This is a genomic window from Nitrospirillum pindoramense (assembly GCF_007827955.1).
In the GTDB taxonomy this organism is placed as follows: Bacteria; Pseudomonadota; Alphaproteobacteria; order Azospirillales; family Azospirillaceae; genus Nitrospirillum; species Nitrospirillum amazonense_B.
The window spans coordinates 40,699-61,014 of sequence record NZ_VITR01000012.1 but is presented as its reverse complement, the minus strand read 5'-3'; the positions used below and the strand labels follow the sequence as shown (position 1 = coordinate 61,014).

Annotated in this window: 8 protein-coding genes; 5 read left to right on the top strand and 3 right to left on the bottom strand. The window is 69.6% G+C overall.

Going from position 1 to position 20,316, the window contains the following annotated elements:
* Positions 1-40 precede the first annotated feature (40 nt).
* Complete coding sequence (locus tag FBZ90_RS28685; protein WP_145734648.1) at positions 41-8,527, top strand: tetratricopeptide repeat protein; 8,487 nt, start codon at positions 41-43, stop codon at positions 8,525-8,527.
* Positions 8,528-8,529: 2 nt separating this feature from the next.
* Here FBZ90_RS28685 and FBZ90_RS19425 read toward each other — a convergent pair whose 3' ends face one another.
* From FBZ90_RS19425 to FBZ90_RS19415, 3 genes are all read right to left on the bottom strand, one after another.
* Positions 8,530-9,675, bottom strand: coding sequence for a metallophosphoesterase family protein (locus tag FBZ90_RS19425; protein WP_186455927.1), 1,146 nt, complete (start codon positions 9,673-9,675; stop codon positions 8,530-8,532).
* Positions 9,676-9,742: 67 nt separating this feature from the next.
* Positions 9,743-12,082: a TonB-dependent receptor gene (locus FBZ90_RS19420; protein WP_145734646.1), complete on the bottom strand. Its 2,340-nt coding sequence runs from the start codon at positions 12,080-12,082 to the stop codon at positions 9,743-9,745.
* A 417-nt stretch (positions 12,083-12,499) separates the two neighbouring features.
* Positions 12,500-13,696 (bottom strand): glycosyltransferase family protein, encoded by a 1,197-nt coding sequence (locus tag FBZ90_RS19415; RefSeq protein ID WP_145734645.1) that lies wholly within the window; start codon positions 13,694-13,696, stop codon positions 12,500-12,502.
* A gap of 176 nt (positions 13,697-13,872) precedes the next feature.
* On the opposite strand from FBZ90_RS19415, the gene FBZ90_RS19410 reads away from it, so the two are divergent.
* The 4 genes from FBZ90_RS19410 to FBZ90_RS19395 all read left to right on the top strand — a co-directional run bounded on the left by FBZ90_RS19410 (position 13,873) and on the right by FBZ90_RS19395 (position 20,269).
* The gene (locus FBZ90_RS19410) at positions 13,873-15,690 is read left to right on the top strand and encodes an alkaline phosphatase D family protein (RefSeq protein ID WP_145734644.1); all 1,818 of its coding nucleotides are present in this window, start codon (positions 13,873-13,875) and stop codon (positions 15,688-15,690) included.
* 183 nt (positions 15,691-15,873) lie between these two features.
* Positions 15,874-18,144, top strand: coding sequence for a TonB-dependent receptor (locus FBZ90_RS19405; RefSeq protein WP_145734643.1), 2,271 nt, complete (start codon positions 15,874-15,876; stop codon positions 18,142-18,144).
* Between the two features lie 149 nt (positions 18,145-18,293).
* A complete protein-coding gene (locus FBZ90_RS19400) occupies positions 18,294-18,878 on the top strand; it encodes a nucleotidyltransferase family protein (RefSeq protein ID WP_145734642.1) in 585 nt (194 codons plus the stop codon).
* Between the two features lie 125 nt (positions 18,879-19,003).
* Positions 19,004-20,269 (top strand): MFS transporter, encoded by a 1,266-nt coding sequence (locus FBZ90_RS19395; protein WP_145734641.1) that lies wholly within the window; start codon positions 19,004-19,006, stop codon positions 20,267-20,269.
* The last annotated feature ends 47 nt before the right edge of the window (positions 20,270-20,316 follow it).

Below are 20,316 nucleotides of genomic sequence, written 5' to 3'. Positions count from 1 at the left end.
GGCGGTTCAATCTCCAAACAATGTCCCTGACAGGTGAAGAATGGTCCACGGCGGGGCCGGGAACGGTGCGAAGGGTGGCGGCGACACCGCTGGCCTGTTGGCCCAGGCCATGGACCGGCACCGCGCGGGCGACCTGGCGGGGGCGGAGGCGCTGTACCGTCGCATCCTGGCCATCGACCCGGCGCACCCCGACGCGCTCAACCTCGGCGGCGTCGCCTGCCATCAGCAGGGGCGGTCGGCGGAGGGGCGCGCCCTGGTGGAACGCGCGCTGGCCGTGCGGCCGGACGACCAGGGGATCCTGGAAAACCTGAGTCTTTTGGTGCTGGAGCAGGGGGACGCGGCGGCGGCGGTGGCCTTGCTGACCCGCACCCTGCGCCTGCATCCGCGATCCCTCTCCGCCTGGCGGTCGCTGGCCCTGGCCCATCGCGCGTTGAATGATTATCCGGCGGCCCAGGCGGCGTACGGCAGCCTGCTGGACATCGCCCCCACGGACGTCTGGGCGCTGTCCAGTCTCAGCGACCTGATGCGCCAGCTTTACGATGGCGACGGCGCGCTGATCATGGCGCGCCGGGCGCTGGCGCAGGATCCGACCAGCCAACAGGCCCTGATCGCCCTGGCCAACGCGCTTCAGGTCCAGGGTGACCTGGTGGGGGCGGACGCGGCGTTCACGCAAGCGCTGGCGCTGTATCCCGAAGATCCGGTCGCCCACCACAATCGCGCCCCCGTGCGGCTGGCCCTGGGCCGGCTGCGGGACGGCTGGGACGATTACGCCTATCGTTTCGTTGTCGGAAATACCAAGCCTTGGCGCTACCCTGACCGGCCCCGCTGGGCGGGGGATGCTCTGCGGGGGCGGCGCCTCATGATCTGGCGCGAACAGGGATTGGGGGATGAATTCATGTTCTCCCCCTTTTACGTCCCGGCCATTCGCGCCGCCCTGGCATCCGGCGGCAGTGTCGTCATCCTGACCGAACCCCGGCTGGTGGGCCTGATGGGCCGCTATCTGCGGCGGGACCTGCCTGATTTGGCCGACCGGGTGGAGTTGCGACCCGAACCCCAGGCCGGCGACGATTTCGACGTGCATCTGCCCGCCGGCAGCCTGCCGGCCCTGTTCGGCGACAGCCTGCGCGCGTTCGCCGGACGCGCCGGCGGCTGGCTCTCCGCCGAAGCCGCGGCCGTGGCGCGGTGGCGCCAGCGGCTGGCGGCCTTGGGGGCGGGCCTGAAGATCGGCATGTCCTGGACCTCCGGGGTCAAGGCGCCGCACCGGGATCCCAATTATCTGGGGCTCACGCGCTGGGCACCCTTGCTGTCCCTGCCCGGCATCGTCTGGGTTGATCTGCAATACAGCGACGTCACGGCCGAGCGGCGGGCTGCCGCGGCGGAGGGCGTGCCCCTGCCGCACCGCTTCGCCGACCTGGACCAGCGCAACGACATCGAGGGCGTGGCCGCCCTGGTTTCCGCCCTGGATTTGATCATCACCGCGCCCACCTCCGTCGGGGAACTGGCCGGGGCCCTGGGCGTGCCCATCTGGCGCCTGGAGCTTGAGGGCGATTGGTCCATGCTGGGGACGGGTGTGCGGCCCTGGTACCCGTCCATGCGCATCTTTCCGGCCAAGACCGTGGCCGACGCCCTGGACAGGGTGCGGATCACCCTGGCGGCACTGGCTGATTTCGATATCGAAATGAAACCGATGGCGTCGGTGCCGGCCTCCCCCCCGCCGGTGCTGCCCACCCTCGTCCAGGCCTACGACCTGTTCTCGGCGGGTCGCCCCGCCGAGGCGGTGGCCGCACTCGATACCTTGCTCCAGTGGGGCACGCTGGCGCCGCCAGCCCGGGCCCAGGCCCTGCATCTGCTGGGCCTGGCCCGTTTCCAGGCAGGCGACGCCGCCGGGGCGGTGCCGGCGATCGAGCAGGCCTTGACCCTGTTGCCACCCGGCCAATCGGCCATGCCCTTGAACAATCTGGGCAACATCCTGCGCCAGCTGGGCCGCCCGGCGGAGGCGGAAGACGCCTACCGTCGCGCCCTGGCGGCGGACCCCGCCCTGGCGCCGGCCGCGTCCAACCTGGGGGCGCTGCTGCGCGACCGCGACGATTTGGCGGGGGCGGAGGCCGCCTTGCTGCACGCCTTGCGCATGGCCCCGGACAATGCGGAGGCGCTGGTCAACCTGGCGGGGACCATGACCGCCCTGGGCGCGCCGTGGCAGGCGGAATCCCTGGCGCGGCAGGCGCTGACGCTGGCGCCGGACATGGCGCACGCGCAGGGCAACCTGGGCACGGCGCTGGTGGCCCAGGGCCGCCTGGCCGATGGCGCACGCTGCCTGGCCGCCGCGGCGGCGCGGGATCCCGGGGAGGCCCTGATCGCCTTCAACCTGGGCCTGGCCCGCCTGGCGCAAGGCGACCTCACCGCCGGCTGGTCCGGCTATGCCCGCCGTGCCCTGGGGGGGCAGGCGGCGGCCCCGCTGCCGGCCCCGCCCTGGCGCGGCCAGCCCCTGGACGGTCGTACCCTGCTGGTGCGGCGCGAGCAGGGATTGGGGGATGAGCTGCTGTTCGCCAGCCTCTATCCGGATCTCATGGGCCAGGTGGGGCGCCTGGTCATTGATTGCGAGCCGCGCCTGGCCGCGTTGTTCGGCCGTGCCTTTCCCGGCGCCGTCATCGCCCCGGGGGGCCAGGATGCGCCGCCGGTGGATGCCGCCCTGTCGGCGGGCGATCTGCCGGCCCTGCTGCGGCCCGCCCTGTCGCGGTTCGCCGAGGGGCGCCCCGCTTACTTGACCGCCGACCCTGCCTTGGCGAGCGTCTGGGCTGGGCGCCTTGCCGCGCTGGGCTCCGGGCTGAAGGTGGGCCTATGTTGGCGCAGCGGCCTGCGCACCGCCGAACGCGGACGCCTGCTGTATCCGCAGCTGGATGAATGGGACCCCCTGCTGCGGCTGGCCGGCATCCAGTTCATCAGCCTCCAATATGATTCGGCGGCGGCGGAGCCGGAGATCGTGGCGGCGGAGGCGCGCCTGGGCATACGCATCCACCGTTGGCCCGATCTCGACCAGCGTGACGACCTGGACGCGGTCGCCGCGCTCATGTCCGGGCTGGACCTGGTGGTGGCGGCCGGCACCGCCGTGTCGGAACTGGCGGGCGCTTTGGGGGTGCCCTGCTGGCGCCTGGGTCCCACCTTTGAATGGACGCGGCTGGGCACCGGCGCGCGGCCCTGGTTTTCCAGCCAGCAATCCTTTTTCCCGCCGGAGGGCGAGGTCATCGGCGTCACGCTGCCGGGCCTCGCCTGGCGGCTGGCCAGCCTGGCCGCCGCCGTTCCAGCCAGTATCCCAGCCAGTATCGACGCGCCGCCGGCCTCTCCCGACGCGCTGTATGCGGAAGGCATGGCGGCCCGCGACGCTGGCGACACGGATAGGGCCGTTGACCGGCTGGGCCGGGCGGCGGATGCGGGGCATGCGGTCGCGTTGGCGGCGCTGGCCGGCCTGCTGCGGCGGGAACAGCGCTGGGCGGCGGCGGCCGACCGCTATCGCCAGGTGCTGGCCCTGGGGCCCGACAATCCGGACGCCCTGTCCGGCCTGGGGCTGGCGCTGGTGGGCCTGGGCCAGGCGGCGGATGGCTTGCGCTGCCATGACCGGGCCCTGCGGTTGGCGCCGGGGCGTGCCGCCCTGCATGCCAACCGGGGCCTGGCGTTGGACGCGCTGGGCGATCTGAAGGCGGCGGCGGAGGCGCAGCGCCGCGCGACAGAGGCCGACCCCGCCTGGATCGGCGGCTGGGTCAACCTGGGTCTGGCCCTGACCAAGCTGAACGAGGCCGCCGACGCGCGGGAGGCGTTCGTCCGGGCGCTGGCCATGGAGCCGACCTCGGTTCCCGCCCTGCTGGGGTTGGCCAGCCTGTGTCAGTTGATGGGCGATCCGGGGGGCGGCCTTGTCCATCTGCGCGCGGCCCTGGCGGTGCAGCCGGACAGCCCCGACGTCCACCTCACCCTCGGCCGGCTGCTTTACGACATGCATCGCATGACGGAGGCCCGCGAGCATTACCGACGCGCCCTGGAACTGCGGCCAGGTTGGCCCGCCGCCCGGGTCAACATGGCCTATGCCGCGCTGGAGCATGGCGAGCTGGCGGCGGGGTGGCGCGATTATCCCGCCCGTTTCGCCGTGCCGGACAGCCCGGCCCGGGCGGATCTGACCCTGCCGGCCTGGACCGGGGGCGACGTGCGGGGCCGCACCTTGCTGGTGTGGGCGGAGCAAGGCCTGGGCGATGAGATCATGTTCGCCGGCTGCCTGCCCGATCTGCTGCGATGGCTGGGCGCGCGCGGCTGCCGCCGGCTGGTGGTGGAGATGGATGCCCGGCTTGCCGGCCTGCTGGCCCGTGCCCTGGCCCCCCAAGTGCCGGCGGGCATGGTCCTGGACGTGCGGGGCCGCACCAACACCCCGCGTGATGCCGACATGCATGTGCCCCTGGGCGGTTTGCCGGCCCTGCTGCGCGGGGCGCTTGGGGACTTCCCGACGACCACCGATCCCTGGCTGCGGCCCGACCCGGAACGGGCGGCGGCGTGGCGGGACCGGCTGGCCGCCCTGGGGTCCGGCCTGAAGGTGGGCTTGAGCTGGCGCAGCGGCTTGCGCAGCCTGGGGCGTCAGAACCTGTACCTGACCCTGATGCAGATGGCGCCGCTGCTGACCGTGCCGCACACCCATTTCGTGGTGCTGCAATATGACGCCCGCGCGGGTGATGCCGCGGCGGAGATGGCGGAGGTGATCGCCGCGACCGGCGTGACCCTGCATCTGTGGGACGACCTGGACCTCAGGAACGACCAGGAGGGCGTGGCCGCCCTGATGGCCGGGTTGGACCTGGTGGTGTCCGCCGGCACGGCGGTGGGCGAACTGTCCGCCGCCCTGGGCGTGCCCACCTGGCGCTTCCAGCACATGGCCGGCTGGGCGGCGCTGGGCACCGGCACGCGGCCCTGGCTGCCGGCGCAGCGCCTGTGGCTGTCGGGCTGGGGCCCGCCCGAGCAGGTGGTGCCGGCCATGCGCCAAAGCCTGCTGCGCCTGGCTCAGGAGGCGGCGGCCCCGCCCGACGGGGCGACGGTCGGGTCCGGCATGGCCGCGCACCGCGCGGGCGATTTGGCGGCGGCGGCGGCGGCCTACCGCGCCGTGCTGGCGCGGGCGCCGCAGGATGTCGATGCCCTGCACCTGCTGGGCGTGGTCCTGATGCAGGTTGGCGAGGTGGAGCAGGCGGTACACCTGCTGCGCCAGGCGGTGGCCGTGGACCCCGGCTTCGCCCAGGCCCACAACAGCCTGGGCGGGGCCCTGCGCACGCTGGGCGATCTGGCGGGCGCGCAGGCGGCCTTCGCCACCGCCACCGAGTGCGCCCCTGATTACGCCGAAGCCTGGGGCAATCTGGCCGGCACCCATAACGACCGGGGCGCCTGGGCCCCAGCGCTGGCGGCGGCGGAGCGGGCGCTGGCCCTGCGCCCCGGCTATGCCAAGGTGCTGGTGGAACAGGCGCGCGCCCTGGCCGGCCTGGGGCGGACGGGGCAGGCCCTGCACGCCGCGCGGGCCGCCGTGGCGGCGGAGCGGACACCCCACACCCTGACCAACCTGGGCCTGGCCCTGGGGGCGGAGGAGATGTGGGGCGCCGCCCGCCTGGAGCATGAACGGGCCCTGGCCCTGGACCCCGGCTATGTCGAGGCCGCCAACAACCTGGCCTTGACCTGGCTGGGCCAGCGCGGCCCCACGGGCGAGGTGGCGCGGCGTATGCAGTCGCTGGCGCGCGACGGCTTTCGGAGGGCGCTGGCCCTGCGGCCGGACTTCCCCCCGGCGCGCTACAACCTGGCCGTCCTGGACCTGGCGGAAGGGCGGCTGAACCCGGGGTGGGACGGGTATCAGGCCCGCTTCGCCGCTGGCCAGGCCCTGCCCGACCGGCGTTTCCCCCAGCCCCGTTGGCAGGGGGAGGCGCTGGGCCGCCGCCGTCTGCTGGTCTGGCGGGAGCAGGGGCTGGGGGACGAGCTGATGTTCGCCAGCCTCTACCACGACCTGATCGCCGCGCATCCCGAGGCGGAATTCGTCCTGGAATGCGACGCGCGGCTGGTGGGCTACTTCACCCGGGCTTTCGCGGCGGCGACCCGCGTGACGGTGGTGGCGGATTTCATCACCGCCCAGGCTGCCGGCGCCGACCTGCACATCCCCGCCGGCGGGCTGCCCCGGCTGTTGCGCGGACGGCTGGGCGACTTCGGTGGCCAACCCTACCTGACGCCGGATCCGGCGCACCTGGACCATTGGCGGCGGCGGCTGGACGCGCTGGGGCCCGGCCTGCGGGTGGGCCTGTGCTGGCAAAGCATGGTGCGGGATCTGGACCGCGACAGCGCCTACACCCGCCTGGCCGACTGGGCGCCCCTGCTGCGCCTGCCGGGGGTGATACCCGTCATGCTGCAATATGGCGAGGTCGAGGATGAGGTGCGCGCGGTGGAGGCGGCCCTGGGCATCACCCTGCACCGTTGGCCGGACACCGACCTGCGCCTGGATCTGGAGGCCGCGGGCGCCCTGACCGCCTGCCTGGACGTGGTGGTCACGGCCCCCACCTCCGTCGGTGAGCTGGCGGGCGCCTTGGGCGTGCCCGTGTGGCGGGTGGGCACGCGCCTCGACTGGTCCATGCTGGGCACGGCCGTGCGGCCCTGGTTCGCCACCATGGCCGTGGTCCCGGCCCCCGCCGATGGCCGCGCGGCCGATGCGGTGGCGCCGGTTGTGGTGGCGCTGGACCGGCTGCGTCAAACGCCACCGACCTCTGCCCCAACGCCGCCGCCGGAGCCGGACGAGGACGCGCTGCTGGCCGATGCGGCGGCCCGCCACCAGGCGGGCGACGCCGTTGGCGCCCTGCCGCTGTACCGCGCGGTGCTGGACCGCCAGCCGGACCAGCCGGTGGCCCTGCACCTCATGGGGCTGGCCTTGGCGCAGGTGGGCCGGACGGAGGCGGGCCTGCCCTTCCTGCGCCGGGCGGTGGCGTTGATGCCCGATTATGCCGCCGCGCACTCCAACCTGGGGAACGTGCTGCAATCACTGGGCCGGCCGGCGGAGGCGGAGGCCCACTACCGTCAGGCGCTGGCGGCGACGCCGGACCGGCCGGACCTGCTGACCAACCTGGGCAACGCCCTGCTGGCCCAGGGACGGGCGGCAGAAGCGGCGGCCTGCCAGGAACGGGCGCTGGCCTTGGCGCCGGACCTGGCGGCGGCGGCGTCCAACCTGGGCACCGCGCTGCTGGCGCTGGACCGGCCGGCGGCGGCCGTCGACGCCTTTCGCCGGGCGCTGGGCGGGGCCTTGACGCCGCGCCAGGTGCCGGACACGCCGGACCCGGTCATCATCGACGCCCTCTGTGGCCTGGGCGAGGCGCTGCGCCGGGATGGGGACCTCTACGCCGGCCTGCCCTGGCTGGACCGGGCCGTGGCGCTGGCGCCCGACCAGGCGACGGTGTGGAACAACCGGGGGCGCTGCCTGAACGACGCCGGCCAGTACGCCGCCGCAGGCGACAGCTACGCCCGCGCGGTGGCGCTGGACCCAGCCCTGGCCACGGCGCGCCTCAACCGTGGCTTGGTCGATCTGCAATTGGGCGCGCTGTCCCGCGGCTGGCAGGGATACGCCTATCGCTTCGTGGCGGAGGACAAGGGCCATGCGCCACGGTTCGACCGGCCCGCCTGGCGCGGCGAAAGCCTGGCGGGGCGCAGCCTCAGGGTCTGGCATGAACAGGGCCTGGGGGACGAACTGCTGTTCGCCAGTCTCTATCCCGCCCTGGCCGCGCTGGCGGCGGATCAGGGGGCCAAGGCCGTTTCCGTGGAATGCGATCCGCGCTTGGCCGGACTACTGGGCCGCAGCTTCCCCACCCTGCGCTTTCTGCCGCTGCCGCGCCGAACGGGGGCGGGCGCGCTGGAGGCGGCGGGGGCCGACCTGACGGTGGCGGCCGGGGATCTGGCGGCCCATCTGGCGCCGACGCTGACGGGTTTCGCCGGCCGCGACGGTGGCTTTCTGCGGCCGGATCCGGAAAAGGTGGCCCATTGGCGGGACCGGCTGGTGGCGCTGGCGCCGGGGCGTCCCCTGGTGCTGGGCGTGGCATGGCGGTCGGGGCAGCTGGGTTCCGAACGGTCCCGGGTCTATTCCACCCTGCCGCAATGGCTGCCGCTGCTGTCCCTGCCGGGGGTGGTGGCGGTCAGCCTGCACTACCAGCCGGCGGAGGAGGAGATCGCGGCCCTGGCGCGCGACCACGGCATCACGCTGCATCGCTTCCCGGACGCCGATTTGCGCGACGATCTGGAAACGGCGGCGGCGCTGACCGCCGCCTGTGACCTGGTGATCAGCGCCGCCACCTCGGTGGGGGAAATGGCCGGGGCCGTGGGCACCCCCTGCTGGCGCTTCGCGTCGCGCGACTGGACCACGCTGGGCACGGGTGTGCGGCCCTGGTTCCCGTCGCACCGCCTGTTCGCGCTGGAGGATTACGACCTGCGGCCGGCGGCGGCGCTGGCCGCCATGGCCATTGAACTGCGCCGCCTGGCCGCCGCCTGACGTCAGCGCTGGGCGGGGATGTCCCACTCCTGCAGGGTGCGGCTGGGCGCGTCGCCCTCGTCGAAGCCGTGGATGGCGATATGGGTGCGCCCGCTGCGATAGGCCCAGACCTCCGCCCAGGCGAAAAGGCGGTCCACCTCCTGCGTGCCGCCGGCCTTCACCGCCGCCAGGGGGGAGCCGCCGGACCCGATGATGACCTGCCAGGCCTGGCCGCCCTGGGCCTTGGTCGGCTGCCAGGCGTGGAAGATGTGCTCGTGGCCGCAGAAGTACGTCGCGTGGTGGCGTTCGACCGTCTGCCAGAAGGCGTCGCGCAGCCCCACGTCGCCCGCGTCCAGGCCGGTTTCCTTCTCCATCTTTTCCGCCTTGCCGTTCTTGGCCACGGGGAAGTCGTAGCCGTAAGCCATCTTGTGGCCGAAGACATAGAGATGGGTGGCGCCGCGCGCCTGCGCCGCCGTCAGGTCGGCCTCCAGCCAGGCGACGGGGGCGGTGCCGTCGGCGCCGCTGGGGTCGGTGTTGATGACGGCGATGTGCACGGGGCCGGCGTCGAAGCTGTAGGTCAACTGGCGCTGGTCGCTGGTGATGCGGTCGGTGCCGGAGGCGGGGGCGTTGTCCACCGACCAGTGCGTGGCCGGCACGCCGGTCAGCCGCTGCCACAGCGCGGTGTCCAGCAGCAGGTCGCCCATGTTGGCGCGCCAGGAATCCTCATTGGCGGGGTTCGCCAGCTTCAGGGTCTTGCCGTTCGGCTGCTTGACCTTGCTTTCCGTCTCATGGTTGCCGGCGACGGGAAGGACATAGGTGCCGGCCTCCATCAGCGGCGCCATCATGCCGCGCCAATAGGCGTACTGGCGGTCCAGCAGCGACCGATCGGGGCTGTAGCCCATGACCATGTCGCCCAGGAAGATCAGCGCCTGGGCGTGCGCCGCCTCCACCTCACGGTTGATGCGGGCCAGTTGCCGCGTCGCCTGCAGGAAGGGCGCGTCATGGATGGTCAGGCGGGGGTCGTCCGGATCCTGCCGGCTGTCACCTACGGTGGCGAAGTGGAACACCACCGGGTCGCCGGGGGGCGGGGCCTCGGTGGGCGCCGCGTTTGCCACGGACAGGGGCAGGCAGACACCGGCGAGCGCCAGCAGGCGGGCGGGGCGGATCATGGCGGGATACCCTGTGTTGGAGGGGCGGGGGAGGGCTGCCGTGCCTTTCCCCCGCCCGGCGGTAGGATCAGTACTTGACCTGGATGGTGCCCTGGATCTGGCGTCCGGCCTGGAAGGTGTAGAGGCCGCCGCCATAGGTGGTGATGGCCCGGTCGTTGGCCAGGTTGAAGGCCGCCAGCTTCAGCCGCACCATGCCGAAGTCGTAGGAGACCGAGGCATCGGTGGTGGTGTAGGCGGGAATCTCCCACGCCTGTCCCGGCGTCAGGAAGGTGCCGTCGGCGGTGGTGGTGGCGGTGCCGCCGTTATAGGCCACGACCTGGCGGCCCACCTGCTTGCGGCTCAGTGACATTTGCCAGGGGCCCTGGTTGAACAGCAGCCCGATGGCGTCCGTCCATTTCGGCACCTTGGTCAGGCCCTGGCGCGCCGTCAGATCCTTGGCGGCGTTGATCGAGCCGTTGGCGAAAAAGGTCACGCCGTTGTCGAAGCTATAGGCCGCCTGGCCTTCCACGCCACTGTACCGGGCGTTGCCGGCGTTGACGTAGAACTGGCCCGTGGGGTCGGCCACCGACAGGTTGGTGACGTCGATGCGGTAGATGTCCGCGTCGATGGTCACGTTGTTGCTGCTCCACACGGCGCCCAACTGGTAGTTGGTGGTTTCCTGGGGCTTCAGGGCGTTCAGGTCCAGGTTGTTGACGTACAGCGTGGACAGGGACGGGATCAGGAAGCCGGTGGCGTACTGGGCGTAGACCGCCACGTCCGGCGTGATCTTGTAATTGGCCGTCAGGAACTTCAGCGTCTTGTCATAGACGTTGTCGCCGTGCAGCGGGCCGCGCGTGAAATTGGCGACGCCGCTGTTTTCCATGGCGGCGTCCACGGTGCGGTCGAAGTTCACGTACTTCACGCCCGGGGTGATGGTCAGCCGGTCGATGGGACGCAGCTCGAAATCGGCGAACATCTGGTACTGCAGCCAGGAACTGTCCTCCAGCGTCTTCACGTTCGAGACGTTGGCCACCACCGGCTTGGTCAGGCTGGAATATTTCAGGTCGTCGATGCCCTGGGTCAGGTCTTGCAGCAGGTTGTGGCGATCGGTGCTGGAGGTTTCGACCAGGCCGCCCACCTTCAGGGTGCCAAAGGTCCAGTCCTTGTTGCCCCGCAGGATGTCGCCGAAGACGCGATAGCGGTTGCCCTTGCTGTATCCACCGATGTCGGTCTTGGGCAGCTTCTTGTTGCCGGGGGCGGAGGTGTTGGCGGCGCCCACCAGGCCGGTGACGTCGTTCACCGATTCCGTCTGGTTGGAATAGAAATTGGTGTAGGCGTCGTTGTCGATGCTGTAGCCGTCGCCCAGGTCGCCTTTCAGGTTGATGTAGTCGAAGTCGCTGGATTTACGCTGCTGGTTGTACTTGTAGTAATGCTCGTCCTTGGGGTTGTCGTTCAGGGCGAAATCCTTGCCATAGGCCACGACCTGGGCCCATGTCTCCCCCGGCCCGGCATCGGACTGGTAGAAGTGCGTGCGGTTGTGGGTGGCGAACAGCGTCGCCTGCCACTTCTCACTGATGGGCACCTGGATCTTGATCAACTGGTTCTGGGCGTCGCCACCGGAAAAGCTCAGCTCGCCATCCGACTGTCGCTCGTCGAAATTCAGCAGGACCTTGGTGCCGCCCAGCGCGTCCAGCTTGCCGGTCTGGATGGTGGACACGAAGTTCTGGGTGTTGAACGAGCCGAAGGTGATCTTCTGCGACAGGCCGAACTGATCGTCCACGGTGGGCGAGAAATAATGGATGGCGCCGCCGAAATTGGCCTGGCCCAGGTCGCCCGCCGCCCCCGGGCCGCGATCCACCACGGCCGACCCGATGGTGGACGCCGGGAAGTACGAGGCCGGGTGATGGGTCGGGTCGTTGGTGTCGCCGAAGGCCATACCGTCGTAGGTGATGTTGTACTGGCCGTCGGCGAAGCCGCGCAGGGTGGTCTTGTTGGTTTCACCCACGCCGCCGCCGTTGGACGCGATGCCGCCGATGCTGGGCGCGATCAGGACGGTGGTGGTGATGTCCCCCGTCTCCGGTGTCGACTGCTCGATATACCGGCGACTGATGATGGATTTCGGCTGGCTCTGGTCCAGCGACGCCTTCACCGGCGCTTCGGCCGCCGCGCGGTTGCGTTCCGCCTCGATCAGGATGGTATCCACCTCCACGCCTTCCGAACCGGTGCCGGCGGTGGCGCGGCTGGCGCCTGCGTCGGGGCCCGCGTCGGCATTGGCGTCGGCCGGTGCCGCCCAGGCGCTGGCCGTCCAGACCATACCCACGGCGCTGCCCGCCAGCAGGGCACGGCGCAGGACGGTGCGGCCCAGGAAGTCGTGGCCCCAGAAGTCATGACGATGGAAACAGCGGCTGCTTTTGCTTTTGTTGAACATTTTTCGGCTCCCCCAGGAAAAACGTTGCGCTTCACTAGGTTTGGCGCCTTGGGGGTGCACGTTAAATTTTGATTGATAAGTTGTTTCGTAATTATTACGCAGAAGAAAATAATCGATAACGACTCAATATTAACGGCTTCGTTAGAATTTAAATAGCCGGCTGGCGGGCAAGCGTTTCCGGGCTGTGCCACACGGAATCACTTGGGTCTTATTGGCGTGTGCCATCCGTCTGGCGGCTTGCTCATGGCCGGATTGGGTCTAGGAATCAATGGATATTGAGAATGAGTGTCACGAAACAAGGTCGCCGCCTGCGCCATTATGACGCGGTGCCGCGGCGGCGGCCGAAATTTGTCCCGCTGTCCGTGCCGGACGTGGTCCCGTTGTCCGTGCCGGACGTGGTCCCGCTGTCCGTGCTGGTCAGCGCGTCAGGATGTTGACGGCGGCGAACAGGTCGATGATGTGGCGGGCGCGCGCATCCCAGGTGTGGTGCGTCGCGGCCTGGTGGAAGCCGGCGCGGGCGATGGCGGCCAGGCCGGCGGGACCGGCCAGGGCGGCCTCCACCCGGGCCGGCAGGGTGTCCAGCGCCGTCCAGCGGTAGAACAGCATGTCGCGCCCGTCGGCATAGTGCCGGTCGTAATACCGGCTGGTGTCCGACAGGACGGCCGCGCCATTGATCTGGGCCGCGAACACCCGCTCATGGCCGCCTGCGACGAAGTTGTTGTTGCTGTTCAGGACCAGCCGGGTGCGCCGCAGCAGGCCCAGCGTCTGCTCGAAACTGCCTTCACCCCGCCAGTCGAAGGCGGGGAAGGGCCGATCCTCCCACCCCTTGCCATAAACCACCAGGGGCACGCCGGCCCGGTTCAGGGTCACCAGCAGCTGGTGGCGGCGGTACGCCTCGACATATTGATAGACCTCCCGCGACTTTTGGATCAGCTGCGTGCGGCTGGCGGGCGGCAGGCAGGTGTCGCGCGTGGCCAGCACCTGGTCGATGGCATCCTCCAGCGCCAGGGTGTCCTGGCTCAGCGCCAGGTCCGCCGCATCATCGAACAGGGTGGTGACGAAGTTGCGTTCGGCGCCGCGCCAGCCGCGCTGGGGCATGCCACGATAGGTGCCGGTGAACAGCAGCGGAATGTCGCGGTCGGCCTCCCACCGCTGGAACAGCTGCCTCTCGTCCGGCATGACCGGCGGGATGCTGGTGTTGGCCCCCGGCGGCATCAGGGACAGGGCCGCGAAATGGTCCGGCGGGAAGCAGTCGCGCGCCAACTTCACATGTGTCTCGTCCAGGAAGCTGACGACGAAGCGCCGATCCATCTTCGTTTCCAGCCGGGACCACAGGTGCACCGGGTGGTCGACATGCAAGGTCATGAACAGGGCGTCCGCCACGTCGTACAGCGACCGGTCGCCGACGCGCAGGTCCACCCCCATGCTGTTCAGGGCGTAAAAGAACTGCACCGGGCGGGCCAGTGCGGCGTTCAGCCGCGCCACCCCGTCCGGGGCCGCCAAGTCGACGACGATGGCCTCGTGCCCCATGGCGGCGAATGCCGCCGCCAGCTGGTCGATATGCAGCCGAAGCGAGCCATACTGCGACTGGCCCTTGAGCAGAACGATACGCATGACCTCTCCCCCCGGGGCGTCCGGCCCCCCGCGCCTAAGGTGCCCCAGCGGGGCCGCCGGCGCCAGCGTTGGCCGCGCGGGGTGGGGCGGTCATGAATCGTTAATCAATATGTCGTCGTTCTTTCAAGCGGATGGCGTAACCGACGGTCCTCCTTAACCGCTTCTGGATGACCTCGATGACCGTGCTGAGCCGCCGCCGGGCCCTGTCGCTTTTGCTGCTGGGGGCCGCCGCCCCGTTGGCGCTCAGCGCGCGACCCGTGTGGGCGGCGGCGGGGGCGGCCTTCCGGCATGGCGTCGCCAGCGGCGATCCCCTGGCCGACCGGGTGGTGCTGTGGACGCGGGTGACGCCCGATGCCCCGAGTGCCACCACCGCCGTGCGCCTGGCGTGGGAGGTCGCGGCTGACGCCGCCTTCCAGCGGCCGGTGCGGCGCGGCACGGTGGATGCCACGTCCGCCCGCGACTTCACCGCCAAGGTTGACGTGGATGGGCTGAAGCCCGGCCAGGATTACTGGTACCGCTTCACCTGCGGTGCGGCGACGTCGCCCGTGGGACGCACCCGCACCCTGCCCCAGGGGCGCGTTGACAGCGTGGTGATGGCCGCCGTCACCTGCGCCCTCTACCCCAACGGCTATTTCAACGCCTATGACCACATCGCCAAGCTGGATCGCCTGGACGCGGTGGTGGAGCTGGGCGACTACATCTACGAATACGGCGCCAAGGATGATGACTACGGCATGGAGAACGGCCGCCGCCTGGGCCGCATTCCCGAGCCGCCGCACGACATCGTCACCCTCACCGATTACCGCCTGCGCTATGCCCAGTACCGGCGCGACCCCGATCTGCAGGCCGCCCATGCCCGCGCCCCCTGGATCTGTGTCTGGGACGACCACGAGGTGTGCAACGACACCTGGGCCGGCGGGGCGGAGAACCATCATCCCGAGCAGGGCGCCTTCCTGACGCGCGAGGCGGCGGCGGTGCGCGCCTATTACGAGTGGATGCCCATCCGCGAGCCGCGCGTCGGCCAGGCGGCGGAGGAGATCCAGCGCGCCTTCCAGTTCGGTGACCTGGCCACCCTGGTCATGGTGGAGACGCGGCTGCAGGCCCGTTCCCGGCAACTGGAATGGAGCGTGCCGGGCGACCTGCCGATGGCGGTTTACGAGGTCGCGGGCGACAAGAGCCGGCGCAGGGTGACGGATGCCAGCGTGACGGCCAAGGTCATGGCGGTGGTGAAGGCCGGTGGTTCCGCGCCCGCGCCCTATGTCCTGGGTCCGGATGAGGATGCCATCCGCACCTTCTGCGCCGATCCCGAACGCCAGATGATGGGCGTGCGGCAGGAGGAATGGCTGGCGGCCACCCTGAAGGCGTCGGTCGCGGCCGGCACCCCGTGGCAGGTCCTGGGCAACGAAGTGGTGATGGCCCGCACCATCGCGCCCAAACTGGAAAAGGCCATGGGCGCCGATGGCGTCGCCCGTTGGCTGGGCGGCTTGCCCGAGGCGGCCCGGGCCAAGCTGGCGCCCATCGTTCATATGGCCAGCTTCGACATCCCCTATGACCTGGATGGCTGGGACGGTTATCCGGCGGCCCGCGAGCGGGTCTACGACGCCATCAAGGCGGCGGTGGTTGACGGCCGCGCCGGCAACACCGTGGTGCTGTCGGGCGACAGCCACGCCTTCTGGGTGAACGAGTTGCGCGACGCCGCCGGCACCACCCGCGTGGCGGCGGAATTCGGCGCCAGTTCCATCACCAGCCCCTCGCCGGGCGAGGAACTCGGCCTGCCGCAGCTCGGTGACATCCTGAAGGCGCAGAATTCCGAGGTGCTGCTGAACGACCATACGACCAAGGGCTACGTCCTGCTGACCCTGACGCATGAGGCGGCGGTGGCGGATCTAGTCGCGGTCACCATCGATGCCAAGCCCTACCAGGCCCGCACGCTGGGCCGCTGGCGGGTGCCGGCCACGACGGCGCCGGGCGTGGAGCGGCCACAACCAGTCTGACGCGAAACGGGGTGCCGAAATGTCACACCGTTGCCAGTAAACAGATCGGTCACGGCACTGTCGCAAAATATTCATACCGTGTTGCTATGCAGCACGCACGTCAAGTCAGCTGCCAAAAGGCGGATACCGCTTCCGTATATTATCGAATTGGGAAGCATTTAAATAATCGAAGGGGGAAATTCGATGTTGAAGAATCGGTTGTTGGCGGGTGTGTCCCTGCTGATCCTCAGTGTTTCTTCTGCCGCGTTCGCGCAGACGGCGCCGGACGCCGCCGCGGATGCCGATACCATCCAGGAAATCGTGGTGTTCGGCCGTGGCGAAACCCGTCAGGTGCAGGCCATCACGCCCACGGACATGCAGATCGCCGTCCCCGGCGCCAGCCCCATCAAGGTGATCGCCAAGCTGCCAGGCGTGAACTACCAGGCCGCCGATCCCTATGGCGCCTATGAATGGGCGGTGCGCATCTCCGTGCGCGGCTTCAACCAGAACCAGCTGGGCTTCACGCTCGATGACATCCCGCTGGGCGACATGAGCTACGCCAACGACAACGGCCTGCACATCAGCCGCGCCATCTCGTCCGAAAACCTGGGCGTGACCCAGATGGCCCAGGGCACCGGCGCCCTGGATACGGCGTCCACCTCCAACCTGGGCGGCACGCTGAAGTTCACGTCCGTCGATCCGGCCACGACAGCCGGTGGGCTGGCCAGCGTCGCCTACGGCAGCAACGCCACCGTCCGCGCCTTCGGCCGTATCGAATCGGGCGAGATCGACGGCGGCGGCCGTGGCTACCTCAGCTACGACTACCAGCACGGCAACAAGTGGAAGGGCAGCGGCGAGCAGTGGCAGCAGCAGGCCAACGGCAAGTTCGTGCAGCCGGTGGGCGAGGGCACGTTGACCACCATGGTCAACTATTCCGACCGGCACGAGAACGACTACCAGGACCTGTCCTTGGCCCTGATCGGCAAGTTCGGCTACAAGCTGGACAACATCTCGGACAACTACACCCTGGCCAAGTCCATCGCCACCGCCTACCAGTCGGGCAAGGCCATCCCGGCCCCCTACAGCACGCCCGACGACGTCTACTACGATGGCGCCGGCAATCGTCAGGACATCATCGGCTCCACCAAGCTGGAATACCCGATCAACGACCGCCTGTCCCTGAAGGCCATGGTCTACGGCCATCATGACAAGGGCATGGGCACCTGGGACACGCCGTACCTGGCGACCCCCGCGGCCTTCGGCGGCTCCCCCATCTCCATGCGCACCACCGAATACACGGTGTCGCGCATCGGCACGGTGGACAGCCTGACCTACACCCTGGCCGACCACACCATCGAAGGCGGCCTGTGGTTCGAGAACAATGATTTCGACCAGGCCCGCCGCTTCTACGGCCTGGGCATCAACAGCCCCGGCCGCACGGCGGATGAGTTCCAGGACAACCCCTTCTACACCCAGTGGCAGTACGCCTTTAACACCAAGACCTACGTGTTCCACCTGCAGGACACCTGGCAGCTTCTAGACGCGCTGAAGATCAATTACGGCTTCAAGTCGATCAAGGTTGACAACGAAAGCAAGACCGAGCGCTACACCTCGGCCAGCGACATCATCAACGGCTCGATCGACACCTCCAAGGGCTTCCTGCCGCAGATCGGCTTCAACTATCAGCTGAACGACAACAGCGAAGTCTTCGGTGACTATGCCAAGAACGCCCGCGCCTTCGTCAGCTCGCACACCGACGGTCCGTTCTCGACCACCCAGGCCGGCTTCAACGCCATCAAGGACAAGCTGAAGCCCGAAACCTCGGACGCCTTCGAACTGGGCTACCGCGCCCATGTCGACACCTTCGAGGCCGTCGCCGCCGCCTATTACGTGAGCTTCCATGACCGCCTGCTGGCCACCACCGTCGGTTCCGGCATCCAGGGCAACCCGTCGGCCCTGTCCAACGTCGGCGGCGTCACCTCCAAGGGTGTCGAGCTGGCCGGCACCTGGAAGTTCGTGAAGAACTGGTCGCTGTACGGCTCCTACTCCTACAACAAGTCCACTTATGACGATGACACCCTGAATGGCGACGGCACCCTGTATGCCGCCACCAAGGGCAAGACCACGGTGGACAGCCCGAAGAACATGGTGAAGGCCGAGCTGTCGTTCGATAACGGCATGCTGTTCGGCGCCATCTCGGGCAACTACATGAGCGAGCGCTATTACACCTACATCGACGACGGCAAGGTCCCCGGCTACATGACGGTGGATCTCACCTTCGGCTACCGCTTCCAGGGCGGTGGCTGGCAGCGGGACCTGGAAATCCAGGGCAACGTCACCAACCTGTTCGACCGTCACTACGTGTCGTCCATCGGCACCAACGGCTACACCGTCAGCGACCCGACGGGCACCTTCCAGACCCTGCAGGCCGGGGCGCCCACCGCCCTGTTCGTCTCCCTGCGCAAGAAGTTCTAAGCCGGGTTTGGTTGCATAACTGCGACATTTTGGGATGTGACCTTTTGGGACCTATTGGTCCCGGACAAAAGACCGATACCACTAAAGAGCCTCGCCGGGAGACCGGCGAGGCTCAATCCTTTGTGGAAACGGCCGCCGGGGCGTCCCTCATGCAACAACTGACTTACGGTGACCGCCTGAAGGGTATCATCCTGGGCGATGCCCGCCGGATGCGCCTGTTGGACCACGTGCGCGCGCTTGGTCTGCCCGATTGCTGGGTTGGCGCCGGCTTCGTGCGGAACGCCGTTTGGGACCATCTGCATCGCGTGCGCGCGGTCCAATCTTTGGAAGCTGACCTGCCTGAAAGCGATGTCGATGTGCTCTGGTTCGATCCGGAGCGCACGTCTCTGGCGATTGATCGCGCGCTGACCGATCGCCTGCTGGCGCAGGATCCGGACGCGCCATGGTCGGTGAAAAACCAGGCCCGTATGCACAGCCGCAACAGCGATGCGCCCTATGCCTCCACCGCTGACGCGCTGCGCCATTGGCCAGAGACGGCCACCGCCGTGGCGGTGCGCCTGACGAGCGCTGACGGGCTGGAGATTCTGGCGCCCTTCGGGCTGGCCGATCTGTTCGGCCGCATCATCCGCCCCACGCCCGCGTTTCGCGGGGCCAAACTGGACATCGTGCGTCAGCGGATACGGGACAAGCGGTGGCTGGAGCGTTGGCCCCTGCTGCAGGTGGATGAGGACTGAGCACCCCCGTTTATCGTCAAGCCCCAGGCGGGCGGGCCTGGTTTTCGCAACTAACCGTTTCCTAATTAACCCGTGCCCGGTACAGAGAACGGCCGTCCTTGTTCCCAGCGCAGGTCGCCCTTCTCATGTCCGTGCCGTCCCCCACGCCGCCCGCGCCCACCGTTGGCGCTGCCGGCCAAAACCTCTCCGCCGGACTGACGGCCTTGTTCGCCGTCACGTGCGGTGTCGTGGTCGCCAACATCTACTATGTCCAGCCGCTGCTGGCCGACATCGCCGCCAGTTTCCAGGTGGGCATGGGGTCGGCGGGCATGCTGGTGACCGTGACCCAGGTGGGGTACGCCTTGGGCCTGCTGCTGGTGGTGCCGCTGGGCGACACCCATGACCGCAAGCGCCTGATCCTGTCCCTGTTGGCCCTGTGCGTCGCCCTGCTGCTGGCGGCGGCGGCCAGCCCGACCTTCCTGACCTTCGCCGCGGCGTCGCTGGGCCTGGGCGTGCTGTCCTGCGCCGCCCAGGTGGCGGTGCCCTTCGCCGCCTCGCTGGCGCCCGATCACAGCCGGGGGCGCACGGTGGGCACGGTGATGAGCGGCCTGATCCTCGGCATCCTGCTGGCGCGCACCATCGCCGGCGCCATTGCCCATTATGCTGGCTGGCGCGCGGTCTATGTCACCGCCGCCGTGGCGATGGTGGTGCTGGGCCTGCTGCTGGCCCGGGCCCTGCCGGCCGACCCGGCGCGGCCCCGCATTCCCTATAGCCGCCTCATGGCTTCCGTGCTGCACCTCGCGCGCACCGACGCGGTGCTGCGCTGGCGCTCCCTCATGGGGGCCTTGGGCTTCGCCGGGTTCAGCGTGCTGTGGACGGGCCTGACCTTCGTGCTCAGCGACGCGCCCTATCATTTCGACCAGGCCACCATCGGCCTGTTCGGCCTGGCCGGGTTGGCCGGGGCGCTGGCGGCCAGCCGAGCGGGGCGCCTGGCGGACGGGGGCCACGCTCATCGGGCGACGGGCCTGTTCGCCGCCGCTTGTCTGGGCGCCTGGCTGCTCATGGCGCTGTTGGCGCCCGTCGTTCCATGGACTTCTCTATCCCCTCTGGGCTCCGGCCTTGTCGGGCCGCTGGTCGCGCTGACAGCCGGCATCCTGCTGCTGGACGTTGGCGTCCAAGGTCTGCAGATCACCAACCAGAGTATCATCTATGCCGGCAACCATGGTGCGCGGGGGCGGGTCACCACCGTCTACCTGACCACCTATTTCGTGGGCGGCGCCTGCGGTTCCGCCGTGGCCAGCCTGGCCTGGGACCATGGCGGGTGGCTGGCGGTGTCAGGCACCGGGGGCGCCATCGCCCTGGCCCTGCTGGGGTGCTGGCTGCTGGCCCATGCCCGTCGCCAGGATGGCTGATCCAGGCGGCCCACCGCCGCCGCCGCATGTTCCAGCCGGACGACGCC